We start from the raw sequence: 18690 nt of genomic DNA, 5'->3' as shown, positions 1-18690 counted from the left end.
GGCGGTGTCTGCGGCGAGCCTGCGCTATTTGCTCGCTCGGGCAAAGACACTGCCGCGGGTGAGGATCGAATCCACGGTCGCCGCGAGGACGAGGATGGATCCCTCGGCGACGTACTTGACCACGGTCTCCGCACCGATCAGGTCGAGGCCGTTGGAGATGGAACCGATGACCAGGGCGCCGAGCAGGGCGTCCCAGACGCTGCCGCGCCCGCCGAACAGGCTCGTCCCGCCGATGACGGCCGCGGCGATGGACTCCAGCAGCACCGTGCCCGTGCCGGAGGAGGCCGACACCCCGAGCAGGCGTGAGGCGGCGAGGATGCCGCCGAGCGCGGCCAGCGCACCCGCCAGGCTGAAGGCGATCATCTTGGCTCGGGCCACCGGGATGCCCGCCCGCCGGGCGGCGTCCGGGTTGCCGCCGACAGCGTAGAGGTGCAGACCGAAGCGGGTCTGTGTGGTGATGTAGCTGAAGACGACGAGCAGCGCGAAGAGGATCACCACGGGGAGGGGCACACCGAGATAGCTGTTGAGTACCGCCACGGCTGTGACACTGGCGGCGCCGACCAGGATGCCGGGGAGTACGACCTCACGCGCCACGCTCATGTCGATGCCCCGGCGTCGGGACTCCCCCACAGCCAGCAGGCGCAGCAGGACGAACGTGGTGATGCCTACGGCCATGAGTGTCCACCCCAGGGCGGGTGGCAGGTAGGTGCTGGACAGCGTGGCGATGCCGGTGCCGAAGAGGCTGACCTGTCCGGTGCCGCCGGGCAGCAGTACCAGGATCACGCCGAGCAGCACGAGCTGGGCGCCCAGGGTGACGACGAAGGACGGCACCCCGAACTGGGTGACGATGCCTCCCTGGATCAGGCCGACCGCCGCCCCGGCCGCGATTCCGGCCAGCAGGCCGAGCCAGGCGGGCCAATTCTGGTTGACCACGAGGATCGCGGTGAGGGCCGCCGCCGCTCCGCTGTTGGCCGCGACCGAGAGGTCGATCTCGGCAAGCAGCAGGACGAAGACGATGCCCAGTGCGATCGTCGCGGTGACAACGATCTGCACCAGCAGGTTGGTGATGTTGCGGTTGCCGAGGAACGCGCTGTCCTGGGCGGTGAAGAAGGCCCAGATCACGGCCAGCATGAGGACGACGGGCACGAATCGGTATCGTCCGGCGACGGCGTCGAGCGCCGTCCGGCGGCGGGACTGGCGGCCTTCCACGCGCGCGACGGGCGGCGGGGAGGAAGTGGCGGCAGCGGCCGCGGGCGGTTGGTTCGATGGGGTCATGGTGCCGAGATTCCTGTGATGGCGGCGACGAGCTGGTCCGAGTTGGTGGTCCGTTCGCTGTTGTCGAACTCGGCGACCTTGTTGCCCAGGCGCAGTACGACGATGCGGTCGGCGACCTCCAGGACGTCGCGCAGGGCGTGCGAGATCAGCACGATCGCGCAACCGTGCTCGGTGCGCAGCCGGCGGATCAGGTCGAGCACGCCGGTCCTCTGCTCGACGCCGAGCGCCGCCGTCGGTTCGTCCATCAGGACGAGCCGCGGGTCGGAGAGGGTGGAGCGGCAGACGGCGATGGACTGTCGCTGGCCGCCCGAGAGACGGCCGACCGGAGTGCGCAGGGAGGGGATCTTCGCTCCCAGGCGGCGGATGGTTTCCTGCGCTCGGTGCTCCATGTCCGCGCGGCGCAGGCGCGCGCCGCGCAGCAGAGAGCCGGTCTCCTCCCGGCCGAGGAAGAGGTTCTGGACGGTGTCGAGGTTGTCGCAGAGAGCGAGGTCCTGGTAGACGGTCTCGATGCCGAGCGCCGTGGAATCGACCGGGCGGCGCAGCTCGACCGGGTTGCCGTCGATAAGGATCTCTCCTCCATCGGCGGGCTGCAGCCCGGAGATGATCTTCATCAGGGTGGACTTGCCTGCTCCGTTGTCGCCGACCACGGCCACGATCTCGCCCTGGCCGACGGTGAGGTCGATACCCTCCAGGGCGTGCACGCCGCCGAAGAGTTTGACCACCTGGCGGAGTTCGAGGAGCGGGGCCGCCGTGGTCACGGCGGCCGCTTCCTTGCTCATCCCACTTCCTTCTTGCAGGTCTCCGTGGCGGCGGTGGGACCCACGCAGATCTGCTTCCAGGTCCAGACGCCGTCCTTGACGAGCGTTGAGACTGTGTCGGCGTGCAGGTCCTGTACGGGGAGGAAGACCGCTGGGACGCCGGGCTTCATGAAGCCGTTGTCCACATAGCCGTCGATGTCACCCTTGTTGATCTTGCCGTTCTTGAGCAGCTGCACCGTCAGTTCGGCGGCCTTGGAGGCTTGCAGCTTGAACGGCTTGTACACAGTGCTGTACTGATAGCCGAGCAGGATGTACTGGACCGCCTGCAGGTCGGCGTCCTGACCGCCGATCACCGGCACCTTGCCGGTCAGCGACTGGGCCTTGAGCGCGGCGATGGCGCCACCGGCCGTGCCGTCGTTCATCACGACCACGGCGTCGATCTTGTTGCCGGTCTTGGTCAGGCACTGCTCCATCTCGGACTGCGCCTTGGCCGGGTCCCAGTTCGGCGTGTAGGTCTCGCAGGCGACCTTGACCTTCCCGGCCTTCACCAGCGGCTGGATGTACTGGTCCTGGCCCTTCTTGTACTGGGTCGTGCCGTAGTCGCCCTGGTTGCCGTAGATGCGGGCGATGACCTTGGGCTTGGCGGTCGTGCCGCCGGCGAGCAGCTTGGCGGCGTCCTTGCCCTGATTCTGGCCGACCGACAGCGAGTTGAAGACGACCTGTGCCGCCGCGGGGCCACCACGGGCGTCGTGGTCGTAGAGCAGCACGGGGACCTTGGCGACGGACGCCTTCTGGAGCGCGCCGCCGGCGATGTAGGGGTCTGCGGCGACCAGCACGATCGCGGACGCGCCGCCCGAGATGGCGGTCTCGACCTGCTGGACCTGCTTCTGCGGGTCGTTCTCGGCGTTCTGGATGACGACCTTGGCGTCAGGCATGGCCTTCTTCATCGCGGCCTTGAAGTCGGGGCCGTCCTGAGTGGTGAAGCGCACGGTCGTGGTGTTGGGCAACAGCATGTAGACGGTCTTGCCGCCACCGGCGGTGCCACTGCCCCCGCTGGAGCCGCAGGCGGCGACCAGAAGGGCCGCCGCGGGCAGGGCAGCCAGACGAACGACGAGTCTTCGCGAACAGGGCAAACGTCGCATTGGTGACACTCCTTAGTGAATCCGGCCTCAGAGTGCGCAAACCTTTGCACCAAGGTTTCCGTGGGGTCAACACTTTGAGCCAAAGAAGATGCGGGCCTCGAGATATCGTTTGCACAACGACGCGCCGTGGCCGCGTGGGGCGTGGCGGAAGAAAGTGCACGGTAGCTGGCACTTACCGGCGAGTAGCACCTGGGGCGCTCGCTCGCCGGAAGCCGGCGAGCGCGATGTTGCGATTCGGACAACTGCCAGGAGCACGCCACGGTTGGGAAGTGCCGCAGCCCGAGGATGTCTTGATGCCGCAGCGTCAGGCAAGGGGCTGTGAGGCCCAGATGATCTTGCCGCCCGCGGTGTAGCGCGTGCCCCAGCGGTCGGCGAGCTGGGCGACCAGGAACAGGCCGCGCCCGCCCTCGTCGGTGTCCGAGGCATGGCGCAGATGGGGTGCGGTGCTGCTGCCGTCGGAGACCTCGCAGATCAGCGTGCGGTCGCGGAGGAGGCGTACCTGTATGGGGCCTTTGGCATGCCGGATGGCGTTGGAGACCAGCTCGCCGAGGACGAGTTCGGTGGTGAAGGCGGCTTCGTCGAGTCCCCACTCGGACAGCTGCCTCATGGCGGCGGCGCGAATCTCGGAGACGGCGGCGGGGTCGTGCGGCACGTCCCAGCTCGCGATGTTCTCCTGCGGAAGTGCGCGGGTTCGAGCGACGAGCAAAGTCACGTCGTCGCTGCTGTGCGGGGTCGGGCAGGCGTCCAGGACGGCCTGGCACGTCTGTTCCGGGGGCCGGTCGGGGTGGGCCAGAGCCTGATCCAGGAGGTCGAGGCTGGCGTCGATGTCCCGGGTGCGGTCCTCGATGAGCCCGTCACTGTACAGAACGAGCTGACTGCCCTCGGGCAGGTGCAGCTCACTCACCTCGAAGGGCAGGCCGCCGAGGCCCAGCGGCGGGCCGGCGGGCAGATCGGGGAACTGCACCGTGCCGTCCGGGCGGACCACGATGGGCGGGGGATGAGCCGCGCGGGCCAGGGTGCAGCACTGGGAGACCGGATCGTAGACGGCGTACAGGCAGGTGGCGCCGATGATCTCGGCGTCGTCCGATGCGCCGGTCCGGTTCTGGTCGAGGGCGATGACGAGGTCGTCGAGGCGCGCGAGGAGTTCATCCGGGGCGAGGTCGAGGGTGGCGAAGCTGTGTACGGCGGTGCGTAGGCGGCCCATGGTGACCGCGGCGTGCAGGCCATGGCCGACGACGTCACCCACGACGAGGGCGACGCGGGCGCCGGACAGAGGGATGACGTCGAACCAGTCGCCGCCCACATCGGCTTGGGCGGGCAGGTAGCGGTGGGCGACCTCGACCGCGGTCTGTTCGGGAAGCTCTCGTGGCAGGAGGCTGCGCTGCAGGGTGAGCGCGGTGGCGCGTTCGCGGGTGTAGCGACGGGCGTTGTCGAGGCACAGCGCGGCACGGGCGGCGAGCTCCGAGGCCAGCGCCGAGTCGTCGTCCTCGTAGGGCTCCGCCTGTGTTCGGCGGTAGAAGCTCGCCACGCCCAGGGTGACGCCACGGGCACGCAAGGGGACGGTGATCAGTGAATGGACACCCTGCGCGAGGATCCGTTCGACGCGTTCGGGATGCTGTGCCTTCCAGCCGGGAGCGGCGCGCAGGTCGGCCTCCAGTACCGCTCGACCGCCGGCCAGGCAACGTGCCTGCGGCGTGGTGGCCAGGAAGCTGACCATGTGACCCACCGGGTACAGGGCGAGGCCCTCGTGGAGTCCGTGCAGGGCGGTGCGGCGCAGCATGGTGCCCGCCTCAACCGTGCCGCTTTCCGGTTCCTCCCCACGCAGGACGGGCTCCGCCAGGTCCACCGTGGCGAAGTCGGCGAGTTCCGGCACGGCCGCCCGGACGAGTTCCTCGGCGGTACGGGTCACATCGAGGGTGGTGCCGATGTGCGCACCGGCCTCGATCAACAGCGTGAGGCGTCGCCTGGCCGCCACCGCGAGACGGCCGATCCCCTGTTCTCCCACGCCGATCAGTTGTACGGCCGCGGCGCGGCCAGGAGCAGCCGGGCCGATGGCGTCGGGCAGGTCGGCCATCGGGTACGACGCCGGGTCGGCCGCCGGGCCCGGACGGCTGTGTCGCGGTGTCGGTGGGGTGTCGGCGCTCGTACGCTGCGAGCCGTCGGGGCTCCGCTGCACCCGGGCGGTATCCGCCGTACTGGGCATGACGTGCTGGAGTGGGCCCTCGGGAAAGAGAGCCTCGACGGCGAATCCGGTCACCCCGGAGGCGGTCTCCAGCGGCCTGCACAGCAGCGTGGCCGTGAGCCCCTGTCCCAGGGGCACCTCGACGGCGGCCCGGTGGCCCTCCGCGATGAGCTCGGTGGCCTTCTCCCCCAGGATCAGTGAGGCATCGCGCCCGCCACCGGTCGGCGTGCCAGGGGCCGCCGGCGTTCCTGCGGAGTGGTCCAGTACGTGCACGCGCCGTTCGGCAGCCGCGTATGCCCGCAGCAGGGCACGTTCCCGCTGGGTCGCCTGCTCCAGTATCCGCCGTTCGATCGCATGGCCCGCTTCGTACATGAGGTATTCGGCCTCCGGGGTGGCGTCGGCCACGTCGCACGCGAAGTCGATGACCCCTTCCAGGTGCCCGTCGAGGGGGTTGCGGATGGGCACACTCACGCAGGCGTCGGGCTGGGTGTGCTCGGTGAAGTGCTCCGCGCCGAGGACGCGGCAGGGGCGCCGCTCGACCAGCGCCAGGCCGATCCCGTTGGTGCCGACCGCGTGTTCGGCGAAGCAGAACCCGGGGGCGTCGAAGACGGCATCGAGGCGGCCGGCCAGAGAGGCCTCGCCGACGCGACGCAGAAGTTTCCTCCCCTGGCGGTCCGCGAGCGACACCCGTGCCCGAGTGCCGGTGATCCGAGACTGCAGCCAGTCGAACGTCGGCCTCGCTGCGCGGACCAAGGGGGCGTCCAGGTCGAGATCCGCCTCATACGGCGGGGCCCAGCGGTCCGGGCTGATGGCCAGCACCTGACAGCGCTGCCACGAGCTCAGGATGGCCCCGCGCGGACCTCCCATGACGACCTCGCCAGAGAGCAACCGCTCGCGAGCCCGCGCCGTGACGCGGTCCGGGTCGCTCCAATCTTCGGTCACCGGGATCACTCCCCTGAGCCGACTACGAGAGCCGCCTCGATGTAGATCATCCGATTAGAAAACCCCCCACACTTCAATCTAGCCGCATCGAACTTTTCCGAGTGCGGTGAGGCGCCATCGCGGGTTTTGAATCACCAAGGTCATCCCCCTTCCGCTCGCCCTTGGTACCGGAGAGCGCAAGCCAGGTGATGTCGATCAGCAGGGGTTGTCGCGTGACAGGCAGAGGCGGTCACGCAAGGAGCTGACACGGCCATGGGCGTGGCGATGACAGCCAGTGACTGATCGCAACCATTACCGGAAGCCGACCGTGCCCGGATTGGGCGTTCATGCACGGTTTGCGGATGGAGGAACCTACGAACCTGAGAATTCGCTGAGCATTCCGCGCGCACATTCGTATCTGAGGACGCGCTTCACCCATGCCGGAAGTCCTGCCGGCTCCGGAGTTGTCCTTGAGAGGCCTGATGAGACGCAACACGCGAAAAAGATCGAAGACTGCCCGCCGGGCGGTAGGCGCGGCGGCCGCACTGGCCGTGGGGGCCGGTGGACTGGTGGCGGTCAACATCTACGCCTCGGCCGACGAATCCAGCACGTCGAAGGGCACTGCCCAGAACCAGGTGCTCGCGGCCGGCACCTCCACCATTGACTGCCCCGACGTCGGCCAGAAGGTGACATCGGTGCCCGCCCAGGCGAAGGCCCAGGTCGACAAGGAACTGGCACTCCTCGACAAGCAGATATCCGAGGCATACCAGCGCCTTTCCACCTCCCAGAAGGCGATTCAGCAGGACCCCAATTTCGCCCAGAACGCGATCGTGGGTCCGCTGAAGGACAAGCGGACGGCGACGATCAACCGGATCGCCACCGCCATCGGCCGAGTGGCAGCCAAGCCGCAGGGCCTTGACGCTTTGGCGGCCTGCACGCTGCGCGCCACCGGCAACCAGCCCACCGCCGGTCAGAGCGGCAACAACAACCAGGGTGGCAACAACACCAATGCCGGAGTGACCGGCAACGGCCCCGTCGCCGCCGACTTCGTGGACATCACCAAGGTGAAGTCCAATGTGCGCACGCCGGCCAAGTCGGCGAAGGCTTCAAAGGGTGTCTTCGTCAGCAAGTGCGGGGTGAACGCCAACAAGCTGTACAACAGCGACAACGTCATTGTCGCGCCCGGTGTCACCAACGGCGCACACCACGTGCACGATTACGTCGGCAACCAGGACAATGACGCTTTCTCGAGCGACCAGGACTTCGCCAAGGCCGGGACCAGCTGCCAGAACAAGGGCGACAAGTCGTCCTACTACTGGCCGGTGCTGCGCCTGCAGGACGGCACCAAGGAGTTCGACGCCGACAAGCAGGGCGGCGGCGCCGAGGGCAACACGGGCCGGATCCTGACGGCCAAGAAGGCCACCTTGGACTTCGTGGGCAGCCCCCGCGGCAAGGTGGTGGCGATGCCCAAGTTCCTGCGCATCATCACCGGTGACGCCAAGGCGTTCGTCAACGGCACGGCCAACGCCAACGCCTCCTGGAGCTGCACCGGCTTCGAGAACAAGGTGCAGTTGAAGGACAAGTACCCGCTCTGCCCGTCAGGCAGCGACGTGGTGCGCACCTTCAAGTTCCAGAGCTGCTGGGACGGCACGAACATCGACAGCGCCAACCACCGTACGCACGTGGCTTTCGCCGACGCCAACGGCAAGTGCGCGACCGGCTTCAAGGCCATTCCGCAGCTGGTGCAGCGTCTGGTGTACGACGTGGACGCGCCCAGCGTGAAGAACAACGGCAAGACCCGTCCGTTCTTCTCGTTGGACAGCTTCCCGGAACAGCAGCACAAGCCGGTCACCGACCACGGTGACTTCATCAACATCTTCGACGCGAAGGTGATGAACAAGGCGGTCCAGTGCATCAACACCGGCCGTAAGTGCAGCTGAGTCCGAACACCTGGCGGTGGGCATCGAGTTGACGACGCTCACCGCCATGAACAGTGGCGCGCCCGGCCGTTCTCCGACGGCCGGGCGCGCCACTGTCGTATGGGACGCCGACAAGCAGGGCCGCGGCTTCCCGATTTCGGTTCAGATGGTCATGGCCTGGTACACGAGGGTCCGCAACTGGCGGCGTATGGGCGTTCGTTGCTTGCCCCAGGTGACGACCTGAGTGCAGAACACGGCCGTGACGCCGTCGACCGGGTCCACGAAGAAGTGGGTGTTCGCCGCACCGGACCAGCCGAACTCTCCCTTGTTGCCGAACGAACCCGCGGCCACGGGATCCGTGACGACATAGAACCCCAGCCCGAACCCGCAGCCGCGGTGCTCGTCGTCGGGGTACCGCCCGAAGGAGGTCAGATCGGCGCCTCCGGGCAGGTGGTTGGTCGTCATCAGCGCGAGCGTCCGGGGGCCGAGCAGCCGCTCGCCGTCCAGTTCACCGCCACGCACGAGCATGGTTGCGAACCGGTGGTAGTCCTCCAGAGTCGACACCAGTCCGGGGACGCCGCTGCCGGACGGGAACTCGGCCGGCCGGCGGAAGGTGGGCCGCAGTTCCTGGTTCACGGCGAGCCGGCCCGATTCGGGTTCCGGGCTGTAGACCTCCGCCAGGTCCGTCACCCGCCCGGGCGCGAGCGAGAACGTCGTGTCGGTCATCTTGAGCGGGCCGAGCACGTTCGTCTCGATGAAGCTGTCGAGGGTCTCGCCGCTGCAGACCTCGATGATCCGGCCCAGCACGTCGACGCCGAGGGAGTAGTTCCACGCGGTGCCCGGTTCGAACAGCAGCGGCAGCCCGCCCACATCGGCACACATCTCCTGGAGTGTCGTGCCCGGCCGCGGGAGCACATCTTGGCCCGCCTGGCGATACAGCGCGTCCACCGGGTCCATGTGGGCCAGCCCGAGGGTCAGGCCCGCGGTGTGCGTGAGCAGATGGCCCACCGTCACCGGGTGAGCGGCCGGGCGGACCCGTAGGCTCCCCGGCGACCCGCCGTCGTACACCGCCATGTCCGCGAACTCGGGAATGTAGGCGCTGACCGGGTCGTCGAGTCCGAGCAGACCCCGCTCCACCAGCATCATGACGGCGACAGACGTCACCGGTTTCGTCATGGAATACAGCCGCCACAGAGTTCCGGGCTCGACCGGAAGCCCGAGTTCGAGGTCCCGAAGACCGCCGCCCGCCGCGTACACGGGCTCTCCGTTCCGGGCCACGATCGCCGACCATCCCGGGATGACCCCGAGGTCCGTCTGCCGGTTGAAGAATTCGGTGATCCGCCCCAGCCGTTCCGCGCTGAAGCCGGACTGCTCCGGGGGCTTGGTGACGGTGAAACGATCGGCGAACTGCTGCACGTATACCTCCGTGTACTGAAGTCGGGGACTGCCTGCGTCAGCGGGCGGAAGGCGCCGGGACCCCGTCGGCCCCGGCCGCCGCCAGCAGCCGTCGCGTGTAGGGGTGCGCCGCGTCGGCGTAGACGTCCTCGGTCGTGCCCTTCTCCACGACGTCACCGCGGTACAGGACGACGATCCGCTGGGCGAGATGACGGACCACGGCAAGATCGTGGGAGATGAACAGGTAGCTGACGCCCGTCTCCCGCTGGAGAGCGGTGAAGAGGTTCAGGACCTGTGCCTGGACCGACAGGTCGAGCGCGCTGACCGGCTCGTCGCAGACGATGAGTTTCGGCGACATCACCAGGGCCCGGGCGATCGCGATCCGCTGCCGCTGGCCTCCGGAGAACTGGCGCGGGTAACGGTCGGCCGCTTCGGCCGGCAGCCCCACCAGCGCCAGCACCTCCCGTACCCGCTTCAGGACCACGGACCGCTGGTCACGCGAATGCACCAGAAGTGGTTCGGCCAGGGTCTGGCCCACGGTCAGAGCCGGGTTGAGAGAACCGTTGGGGTCCTGGAAGACGGCCTGAATGCTCTTGCTGAGCTCCCTGCGCCGGGCCCCGCCGGCATGGGTGATGTCCTGGCCGTCGAACAGGATCGTGCCCTGCGTGGCGGCCGTCAGCCCGAGCACGGCACGGCCCAGGGTGGACTTGCCGGAACCGGACTCCCCGACCAGAGCGACGGTCTCGCCGGGCCGGATGTCCAGGGACACGTCTCGGATGGCCGGAGTGCCCTTGCCAGGGCGGTGGTACGACACGGACAGGTCGCGGATGTCGAGCAGAGGCCGATCGGTCGTGCTCACAAGGACACCTCCAGCTGTTCGCCGGCCCGGACACAGCGGGCGACGCCCTGGTCATCGGGCTGCATCAGGACAATCGGCGCCTGTGTGCACCGGGAGACACGGTCGGGACACCGGTCGGCGAAGTGACAGCCGACGGGCCACTGCCCCGGGGGCGGCACGGTGCCGGGAATGGTGGGGATGGGCTCGCCCACCGTCGCCAGCCGCGGATTCGCCGCGAGCAGCTTGCGGGTGTAGGGATGGAGCGGCGCGGTCATGACGCGGTCTGTCGGACCGGCCTCCACCACCTGGCCCGCGTACATGACCAGGGCGGTGTCGCATGCCTCCGCTATGACGTCCCAGTCGTGGCTGATCATCAGCAGTGCCATGCCCGTGTCCCGCTGGATCGTGCGCAGCAGCTGGACGATCTCGCGCTGGACGGTGACATCGAGCGCGGTGGTCGGTTCGTCGGCGACGAGGATACGCGGGCGCCCGGCCAGCGCGACAGCGATGGAGACGCGCTGCGCCATGCCGCCCGAGATCTGCGACGGGCGCAGCCTCAAGACCCGGTCCGGATCGGGGAGTTGAACCTGGGCGAGCAGTTCACGGGCCCGGAGCGTGGCTTCCTTACGGGAAAGCCGCTCGTGGGTGCGCACCGCCTCGCGCAGCAGATGGCCGATGGTGAACAGGGGATCGAGGCCGACCATGGGTTCCTGCGAGATGAAGGCGATGGTGCCGCCGCGCAGTGCCCGCCACTGTGCCGGACCGAACGAGCCGACGTCGGTGCCGTCGATCTCGACGGTGCCCGAGGAAACGCGGGCTCCGGTCGGCAGCAGGCCGAGCACCGCCAGCCCCGTCATGGACTTGCCGCAGCCGGATTCGCCGACCAGCCCCACAGAGCGGCCCTGACCCACGGACAGGCTCACGTCGCTGATCAGATCGACCTCACCGTGCTCGGTGTCCGCGGTGACGGTCACCTTGGTCAGCCGTATGACCGGATTCGGCTCCGCAAGCAGCCACGCGTCGTCGGACTCCGGTACCGCCGCGGCGGCCACCAGTGGGCCGGATGCCTTGCGGCGCCGGGTCGGTGCCGCGTGTGACGCGCCGGACCAGCGTTCGGCGAGCATGTCGCGCAGGCCGTCACCGAGGACGATCAGCGCCGCGGCCGTGACGGCGACCAGACCGCCGGTCGGGATGGCCAGCCAGAGGCTCTCGTTCAGAGTCTGCGCGGCGTCGGCCATCATGCCGCCCCAGGAAGGAGCGGGCGGCTTCACCCCGAGACCGATGGCGTTCAGGCCGGCCGCGATGAGCAGGGTGTTCGCGCACGCCAGCGCCGCGTTCACCAGGATCAGACCGGTGATCCGCGGCAGCACGTGCCGGCGGGCCACACGCCAGGTGCCGAGCCCGGAGACCTGCGCCGCGGCGACGTAGGTCTCCCGGCCGACCGCCAGCGACGCCGACCGCACGACCCGCATCATGCCGGGGACCGACAGCAGGCCGATCACGACCATGGCCGCGGTCATGTTCTGCGAGAACAGGGCCAGCACGATCAGCAGCAGAATGATGCCGGGGATCGACATCACCACGTCGGCCAGCCGCATCAGCACCGCGTCGATGCGGCCCCGCCGCAGGCCGGCGACCAGGCCGAGGGGAACCGCGATCGCCAGGGTGATCACCACGGCGATCGCGATCTCCCGGAACGTGTCCGAGCCGCCGTACATCAGACGCGACAGCACGTCGCGGCCGAGCCGGTCGGTGCCGAGCAGGTGCTTCGAGCTCGGCCCGGTCAGTGCCGCGGCGAAGTCCGCCTGCTGCGGTGGGTACGGTGCGAGCCACCGGGCACCGAACGACGCGATCAGCTCAAGGACCAGGATCACGGCCGGAATCGCGATGCGTGGCCGGCGCAGGACTCGGCGCAGGACAGAAACGTGCGGCGTGCGCGCCGTGGCGGAGGCGGGCGAGGCCGGAGTGTTCTCCGCCTGCTCGGGATGCTCGGGTTCGGGATACTCGGGTTTCGTCATCGATGTCTCCGATATCTCCGGTGTCTCCTGTGTGCTCATGCGTCGACCGCCTGTGGGTTGAGCCAGCCGATGGCGAGGTCGAGCAGGAGATTCAGTCCGACCACGATGAGGGTGAAGTACACCGCCACTCCCTGGATGACCGGGATGTCACCGCTGGACGCGGCCGTGACCGCCGCACTGCCCAGACCGGGCAGGCCGAAGAGTTCCTCGATCACCACGGCCGATCCGAGCAGGCCGATGAGGTGGTTGCCCGCCACGGTCAGGACCGTGACGGAGATGTGCCGCATCGAGTGCTTGAACAGGATCGACCGCTCGCTGACGCCGTTGGCCCGCAGGTTCCGCACGAAGTCCCGGCCCAGCACGTCGGCGAACTGCTCACGCGCCTGCTTGGCGATCACCGTGACCAGTGCGAAGGCAAGAGCGGCCACCGGCAGCAGCAGCGAGCGCACCCAGCCGCCGGCGGACGCTTCGAAGAACACGTATCCGTTCGCGGGCAGCAGGCCGAACTGGGTGTTGAAGATCCAGATGCCCAGCAGACCGACCCAGAAAGCGGGGATGGTCATGCCGGCGATGGACGCGGTGTCCGCGGCGAGCCGCGTGGTGCGCCCACCGCGCGCGCTGACCATGCCCAGCACAACTCCGATGACCAGCGCGAGCAGGGTGGTCGCGATCACGAGGGAGAGCGTCACCCCCACCCTGGTGGTGAGCGTGCCCGCGACGGACTCGTTGCTGCTGATCGACCGCCCGAGGTCGCCGTGAACCGCGTCCCGCAGCCAGGCCCAGTAGCGCTCCCAGACCGGCTGGTCGAGGTGGAGGCGGTGCCGCAGCGCGGCGATCGACTGCGGTGAGGCAGTCAATCCCCCGATGGACCGGGCGGCGTCACCCGGAATGAACAACTGGAGGAAGAAGGTGAGCGCCGAGACGAAGAGCAGCAAGGGCACAGCCTGCACGATCCGCATTCCGCTGGTTCGCCACATGACGTGGTGCCTTTCTCGGTAGGGTCACTTGGCGGCGTGCAAGGACGTCAGGTCCGGGGTGAGGTTCGTGGTCGAGAGGCCGATGCCCTGCAGACCGGGCCGCGCGTAGACGACCTTTTCCATGGAGACCATCGGGATCGTCCAGGACAGGTCGGACAGGCGCTGTGTGAACTTCTGCCATCCCTGCTCCTGGAGCTGGGCGGTCGGTGCGGAAGCCGCCTGGCGGTAGAGCGTGTCGAGCTGCTTGTCGCCGACCTTGAACGGGTTGCCCCAGCTGTACAGGAGATCGTTGCCCTGGGCATACGGCGGGGCGATTCCGACGCCGTAGTCGAACATCATCGCCGGGTACTTCGTGTAGGTGGAGAAGAGCTCGTTGACGTTCGCCGGGACGTTGATCTTGACGTTGATGCCGATGTTCGCCATCTCGGCGGCGAATGCCTCTGCGGCCTGGGGCTCGCCGACACCCGTGAGGTTCACGGTGATGGGCAGGGTGAAGCCGCCCGGGTAACCCGCCTCCGCCAGGAGCTTCTTGGCCTTGTCGACGTCGTAGGCGTACTTTCCCTCGCTGCCCCGGGTGTAGCCGCTCGTGCCCGCGAGAACGGGATAGTCCCAGCCCTTGGCGTACGTGCCGTACAGGGCTTTGGCAATCGAATCCCGGTTGATGCCGTACATCATGGCCTGCCGAACGCGCCGGTCACTCAGGGCCTTGGTCATGGTGCCGGCCCGGTCCATGATCATCAGTTGCATGATCGAGTAGGGGCTCGACAGGACCTGGAATCCGGCGGACTTCGCGGCTTTCGCGGTCGTGGAGTCCCCGAGCGCGTAGTCGACCTCCCCGGAGCGGAAGGCGCTGAGCGTGGTGTTCTCGTCCTTGATGACCTTGACGACGACCTTCTTCCAGTGCACTCGCGACTTGTCGAAGTACCTGGGGTTGGGGACGTACGTATAGGTCTGCCCGGAGACGGTCCCCGACGCGTCGATCATGTAGGGCCCGGCGCCGTGCGTGGTGGTCCCGAGTTCGTCCTTCTTGTCGAGGCCGATGGGGCTGATGATCTCTCCGGTTGTCGGCCTGGAGAGATAGAGCGGCAACAGCGGATCGGACGTCTTGAGGTGGATGCGGAGTTTGAGACCGGTCAGGACGTCGATCGATCCCACGGGGGCCAGGTCGGCCGCCAGCGGACCGCCGGCCTTGGCGTAGTACTGAAGGGACTTCTTCACACCTGCGGCGGTGAGTGCGGAGCCGTCGTTGAATTTCACGCCGGACCGCAGGGTGATGTCGAAGGTCTTACTGTCGGAGCCGACGAAGCCCCACTTGACCGCGAGGGCAGGCGTGTACTTCCCGTTCGGGGCCTGCCGGATCAATGTGTCGTACGCCAGCTCGAAGAAATACTGCTGCGGGTCGGAGGAACCGCCCAGAGCCGGGTTGAGGGAGTTGGGCGCGATTGCCGAGGCAACCGTCAGGACGTTCGGGTTCTGGGCCGTCGCGGTGCCGGACGAAGCGCTGTTTCCGCCGCCGCAAGCGGTGGTCAGGAGCGCCAGCCCGGCGGCGCCGGCTGTGATTGTGAGAGTGAGACGCGAGCGTGTCATCTGAACCTTCGGCGTCGGAGCAGCAAATGGGTACGCGGGGGTCACCGGGGATGCGGAAGGGGCCACCGTCACGATGGATGACCGTGGCGCGAGTCCGCGCGAGGTAGGGGGCGGCAGGACGTTCTCTGAGCGGTTGGGCGTTCGGAAAGCCGCCGACGTGTCCTGGAATGAATGCAGAACACTCGAGTCGCGCTCTTGTGGATTGCTGCCGCAAACGAATGGCCTGGACGCGGCACTGTGAGTGAGCGCCGGGGTGTGGCCGGTGCTCGTGATATTGCACCCTGTGTGACGAGAGCTGCTGCTCAGCCGACTCTTGTGGAGATCGGTCCGAGTAATGCCTGGGGCCTGACGGGTTCTGTGGGTGCTCTCGCGGCGGTATCACTCATGAAGCCGCCTCTCAGCGAAGCCCCTGGAACTGAGTGGGCTCATTATTCGGCCAACCGGTCCGGTCCCAGAACGTTGGGAGTCCGCTGAGCGGACCGCCACGCAAATAAGGGGGGAAGCCCTGGAGGTGCGTCCGCCCACTGATCGCTCCTCACGGTGACGAACCGCCGGCAGGCCACCGCCCGCTGAATCAGGTGGGCGTCACGCGGTCGCCCGCCGCGTCGCGGGCGCGAGCAAGAAGCTGGGCCTCTTCCAGACGCACGGCGCTTCGCCGTCTCCGGGCCCGCTCATCGTCGATGGCCCGGGGAGGTGGGCATCGGTGCCGGGGCGACTTGTCGCCCCGGCACCGCCGCGTCACTCCTCGTCGCGCAGCCGGGCCACCAGGGAGATCAGCGCCTCGGTCTCCTCGGTGTGGCCCAGGGCGGTCAGGCGGGAGATCGCCGCGTCGAGGCGGGTGAGGGCGGGGGCGGGGCGTTCCAGGTAGATGCCCTCCACCGCACCCGCGAGGCGGACACACTCGGCCCACTCGCCGGCGCGGTCGTCGTCCCTTCCCGGCTCGCCGAGCAGAGCGAGGGCCTTCTCCAGGGCGGCCAGGGCGGCCTCGTACTCGCCGGCGTGGGCGTTGACCCGTCCGTGTTCGTAGGCCAGAGCGGTGTCCAGGGAGCGGCCGTGGGCCTCGTGTTCGGCGACGCGGGCCTCGTCGGCGATCCGGCCGGCGTCGGCGAGGAGGGCGAGGGCGTCGGCCAGGCCGTCGGAACCCTGCTGCTGGACCTGGAGACGGGCCAGTTCGCGCAGGCAGTTGCTGAGCTGCTCGTAGCTCGGGGCCTGGGCGTGGGCAACGAGTGCCTGGTCCACGGCCTCGCGGGCCCGGCCGAACTCGCCTGACTCGCCCAGGAGTACGGCCGTCTGGGCAGCGATCATGGCGTGGCTTGCCGGGTCGTCGTCCCAGCCGGCCGACTCGGCCGCGAGGGCGACGAACTCCGCCGTGGCGGCCTTGAGGTCCTCCCCCGCGTGCAGCGCGCGGGCGCGGGTCAGGCGCAGCTGGGCGACGATCCGGTCGTCCAACTCCCCGGCGGCGACGTCCGGTTCCGCCAGCAGAGAGTCGAGCAGAGCGATGCAGTCCTCGACGCGGCCCAGGTCGAGGCTGAGCTGAGCCGCGTTGCTGTACGTGCAGAACGCGTCCGTCCGGCTGCCGCGGCGAAGCTCCAGTTCCGCGGAGCGCGTCAGGTGCCGCAGGGCCTCGTCGGGGCTGCCCAGGTGCATGCAGGCCTCGGCCAGATCACCGTGAAGGCGGGCGGCGTCGACAGCGTCGGCAGGCCACTCGGCGGCCAGTCGCAGGCCTTCGGTCAGATTCGCGTGCGCGGCCTGCGCGTCCTGGAGGCCGAGTTGGAGCCGGCCGCGCAGTCCGAGCGTGCGGGGCAGGTGCCAGGCGGGACCGTGCGCCTTCTGCTGGTCGAGGAGGGCGTCGATCTCGGTGACCGCGGCGGGCAGGTCGCCGGAGATGGCGTACGTGCTGGCCCGCAGCAGCAGGCTGCCGGAGATCTGCCCGACGAGGTCGTGCCGGGTGGCGAACGCGTGCAGCAGATCCGCCTCGGCGAGGACCGGCGCGACATGCGCCTCGCTCCTTGACGTCTGCAGGCGCACGCCGAGCGCGCTGGCCCGCAGCCGCAGCAGCCGGGCCTCCTGGAACGGCGCGAGGCCGGGCGTCTCCTCGTGCAGGCGAACCATGGACGCGTGGGCGGCGGTCAGCGCGGCGGCCTTCGCCTCGGCTCCGTCGGCGCCTTGTGCGGGGGTCTCGGCGGCGCGGAGCAGAGCGAAGGCGCGGGCGAGCGCCGCGTGCCCCGGCAGTCCGGCGTCGTCGTACAGGGCCGCGGCCTCCTCGTGGAGGGCGGCGGCGTCGGCGAACTCGTCCTTCTCGCCCGCCCGGCTCGCCTCTTCGGCCAGCAGGTCCGCGCGCAGTTGTACGAGCGGGCCCACGGCCGGGTCGTCGGGGTGGGTGTAGTCGCGGGCGGCGGCGAGCGTGCGCAGCCGCGCCCAGCAGGCCTGTGAGTCCGGGTGCCCCTCCTCGTCCAAGGCCCTTGCTCGGAGGATGAGTTCGGCCGGTGAGTCGGGGACGGCGGCGGCTGTACGGGCGGCCGGCGCGGCAGCCGGTGCCGCCGGGGCGACGTCGTCGAGACCGCGGCCGCGCAAGGTCAGTTCCAGTGCGTCCAGGAGCGGGGCGCGGTCGAGGCGGGCCCTGCGGCGGTCGGTGTGGGCCGTGGTTGCGTTGCGGGCGTCGAAGCGGGCGGCGAGGTCGTCGGCGCGGCCGCGCACCTCGGCGCGCAGGTCGGCCACCGTCCAGGTGCGGCCCGCGTACCCGGCGGCGGGCAGTTCGCCGTGGCCGAGGAGCTCGACGCGCTGGAGGAGGACCTCCACGCCGGTGAGGAAACTGAGCAGGTCCAGCGGCGAGTCGACCTCGTCGAACAGGCTCCGGTTCTCGGCGAGCAGTTCCAGGCCGCGTGCCTCGTTGCCGGTGAGTGCGCAGAACTCCAGGTGCCGGCCGACCTCCGGGGACATCGAGGGGTTGCGGCGACAGCTGCGGTAGCCGGCGAGGTGCAGTTCCCGGGCCCGGTCGGTGCTGCCGGTGCGCAGCAGGGGCAACAGCGCGTGCGAGACGGAGCGGGCCGGCTCTTCCTGACAGGATTCCTTCCCGGCCAGGACCGGCTCCCAGGTGCGCAGCGCCCGCTTGTCGTCGCCCGCGGTGAGGTGGTGCAGCGCGCGCTCGCAGATCTCGCAGGCCTCGCAGTCGCTGAGCCGGGTGCGGGTGCGGCCCGCCCACAACTCGTAGGCGAAGGTGGTGTCCTCGCCGACGTGGGCGGCGAGCTGGTACGCCTGCCCGTAGTAGGGCTGGAGGCCGAGGCCGGCCTTCTCGTAGCGGTCGCGCATCTCCGTCAGCCACTGGCGCAGGCTGGCCAGCGGTATCTCGGGCAACGCGCGCAGGGCGTTGGACACCCACTTGAACCGCCAGAACAGCATGTGGCGCAGGCGCTCGTCGAAGACGTCGGGCTGCTCGTCGAAGAGGGTGAGCAGGCGGGCGAAGACGACGGGCGACTTCCGGGGCTCGGAGCCGTAGGTGTACGCCTCCTGGAGTTCGAGGAGCGCGTGGATGAGCGGGACGGGTTCCGCGAACTGCTCGGCGGCGTCGACGAGTTCCTCGGCGGTGACGGTGCGGGTGCGTCCGTAGGGGCGCCGGTCGTTCTCCTGGAGCGCCTGGTGCAGCTCGTCTGTGTTCTGGGGATGGGGTGCGGTCGGCAT

General features: G+C 69.1%; 11 protein-coding genes. 1 reads left to right on the top strand and 10 read right to left on the bottom strand.

The genetic code is table 11. From position 1 onward, the window contains the following. Window positions 1-24 precede the first annotated feature (24 nt). The 4 genes from AB0H86_RS18080 to AB0H86_RS18065 all read right to left on the bottom strand — a co-directional run bounded on the left by AB0H86_RS18080 (window position 25) and on the right by AB0H86_RS18065 (window position 6299). Window positions 25-1275: an inner-membrane translocator gene (locus tag AB0H86_RS18080; RefSeq protein WP_362438895.1), complete on the bottom strand. Its 1251-nt coding sequence runs from the start codon at window positions 1273-1275 to the stop codon at window positions 25-27. Next, a complete protein-coding gene (locus AB0H86_RS18075) occupies window positions 1272-2054 on the bottom strand; it encodes an ATP-binding cassette domain-containing protein (protein WP_362438892.1) in 783 nt (260 codons plus the stop codon). Before AB0H86_RS18075 ends, AB0H86_RS18080 begins: the two co-directional genes overlap by 4 nt. Beyond that, on the bottom strand, window positions 2051-3175 hold the full coding sequence (locus AB0H86_RS18070) for a sugar ABC transporter substrate-binding protein (protein ID WP_362438888.1): 1125 nt from the start codon (window positions 3173-3175) through the stop codon (window positions 2051-2053). Before AB0H86_RS18070 ends, AB0H86_RS18075 begins: the two co-directional genes overlap by 4 nt. A gap of 304 nt (window positions 3176-3479) precedes the next feature. Next, entirely contained in the window at window positions 3480-6299 is a 2820-nt protein-coding gene (locus tag AB0H86_RS18065) for a SpoIIE family protein phosphatase (RefSeq protein WP_362438885.1), read from the bottom strand. Window positions 6300-6760: 461 nt separating this feature from the next. Here AB0H86_RS18065 and AB0H86_RS18060 point away from each other — a divergent pair, with 461 nt between their 5' ends. Beyond that, complete coding sequence (locus tag AB0H86_RS18060; RefSeq protein ID WP_362438882.1) at window positions 6761-8218, top strand: DUF1996 domain-containing protein; 1458 nt, start codon at window positions 6761-6763, stop codon at window positions 8216-8218. 141 nt (window positions 8219-8359) lie between these two features. On the opposite strand, the gene AB0H86_RS18055 is transcribed toward AB0H86_RS18060, so the two are convergent. The 6 genes from AB0H86_RS18055 to AB0H86_RS18030 form a co-directional block, all read right to left on the bottom strand. Further along, window positions 8360-9613: a serine hydrolase domain-containing protein gene (locus tag AB0H86_RS18055; RefSeq protein ID WP_362438879.1), complete on the bottom strand. Its 1254-nt coding sequence runs from the start codon at window positions 9611-9613 to the stop codon at window positions 8360-8362. Window positions 9614-9650: 37 nt separating this feature from the next. Then, window positions 9651-10451: an ABC transporter ATP-binding protein gene (locus AB0H86_RS18050; RefSeq protein ID WP_362438876.1), complete on the bottom strand. Its 801-nt coding sequence runs from the start codon at window positions 10449-10451 to the stop codon at window positions 9651-9653. Beyond that, a complete protein-coding gene (locus tag AB0H86_RS18045; protein ID WP_362438873.1) occupies window positions 10448-12448 on the bottom strand; it encodes a dipeptide/oligopeptide/nickel ABC transporter permease/ATP-binding protein in 2001 nt (666 codons plus the stop codon). The genes AB0H86_RS18050 and AB0H86_RS18045 overlap by 4 nt, the downstream gene beginning before the upstream one ends. 35 nt (window positions 12449-12483) lie before the next feature. Beyond that, the gene (locus tag AB0H86_RS18040) at window positions 12484-13425 is read right to left on the bottom strand and encodes an ABC transporter permease (protein WP_362438870.1); all 942 of its coding nucleotides are present in this window, start codon (window positions 13423-13425) and stop codon (window positions 12484-12486) included. A 24-nt stretch (window positions 13426-13449) separates the two neighbouring features. Next, window positions 13450-15012, bottom strand: a complete 1563-nt coding sequence (locus tag AB0H86_RS18035; RefSeq protein ID WP_362438867.1) for an ABC transporter substrate-binding protein — start codon at window positions 15010-15012, stop codon at window positions 13450-13452. Window positions 15013-15750: 738 nt separating this feature from the next. Then, window positions 15751-18690 carry a hypothetical protein gene (locus AB0H86_RS18030; protein WP_362438864.1) on the bottom strand — a complete coding sequence of 980 codons (2940 nt, stop codon included), beginning with the start codon at window positions 18688-18690 and terminating at the stop codon, window positions 15751-15753.

The sequence above is a fragment of the Streptomyces sp. NPDC050997 genome, assembly GCF_040660135.1.
GTDB lineage: Bacteria > Actinomycetota > Actinomycetes > Streptomycetales > Streptomycetaceae > Streptomyces.
This window is presented reverse-complemented; position numbering and strand designations above follow the sequence as displayed.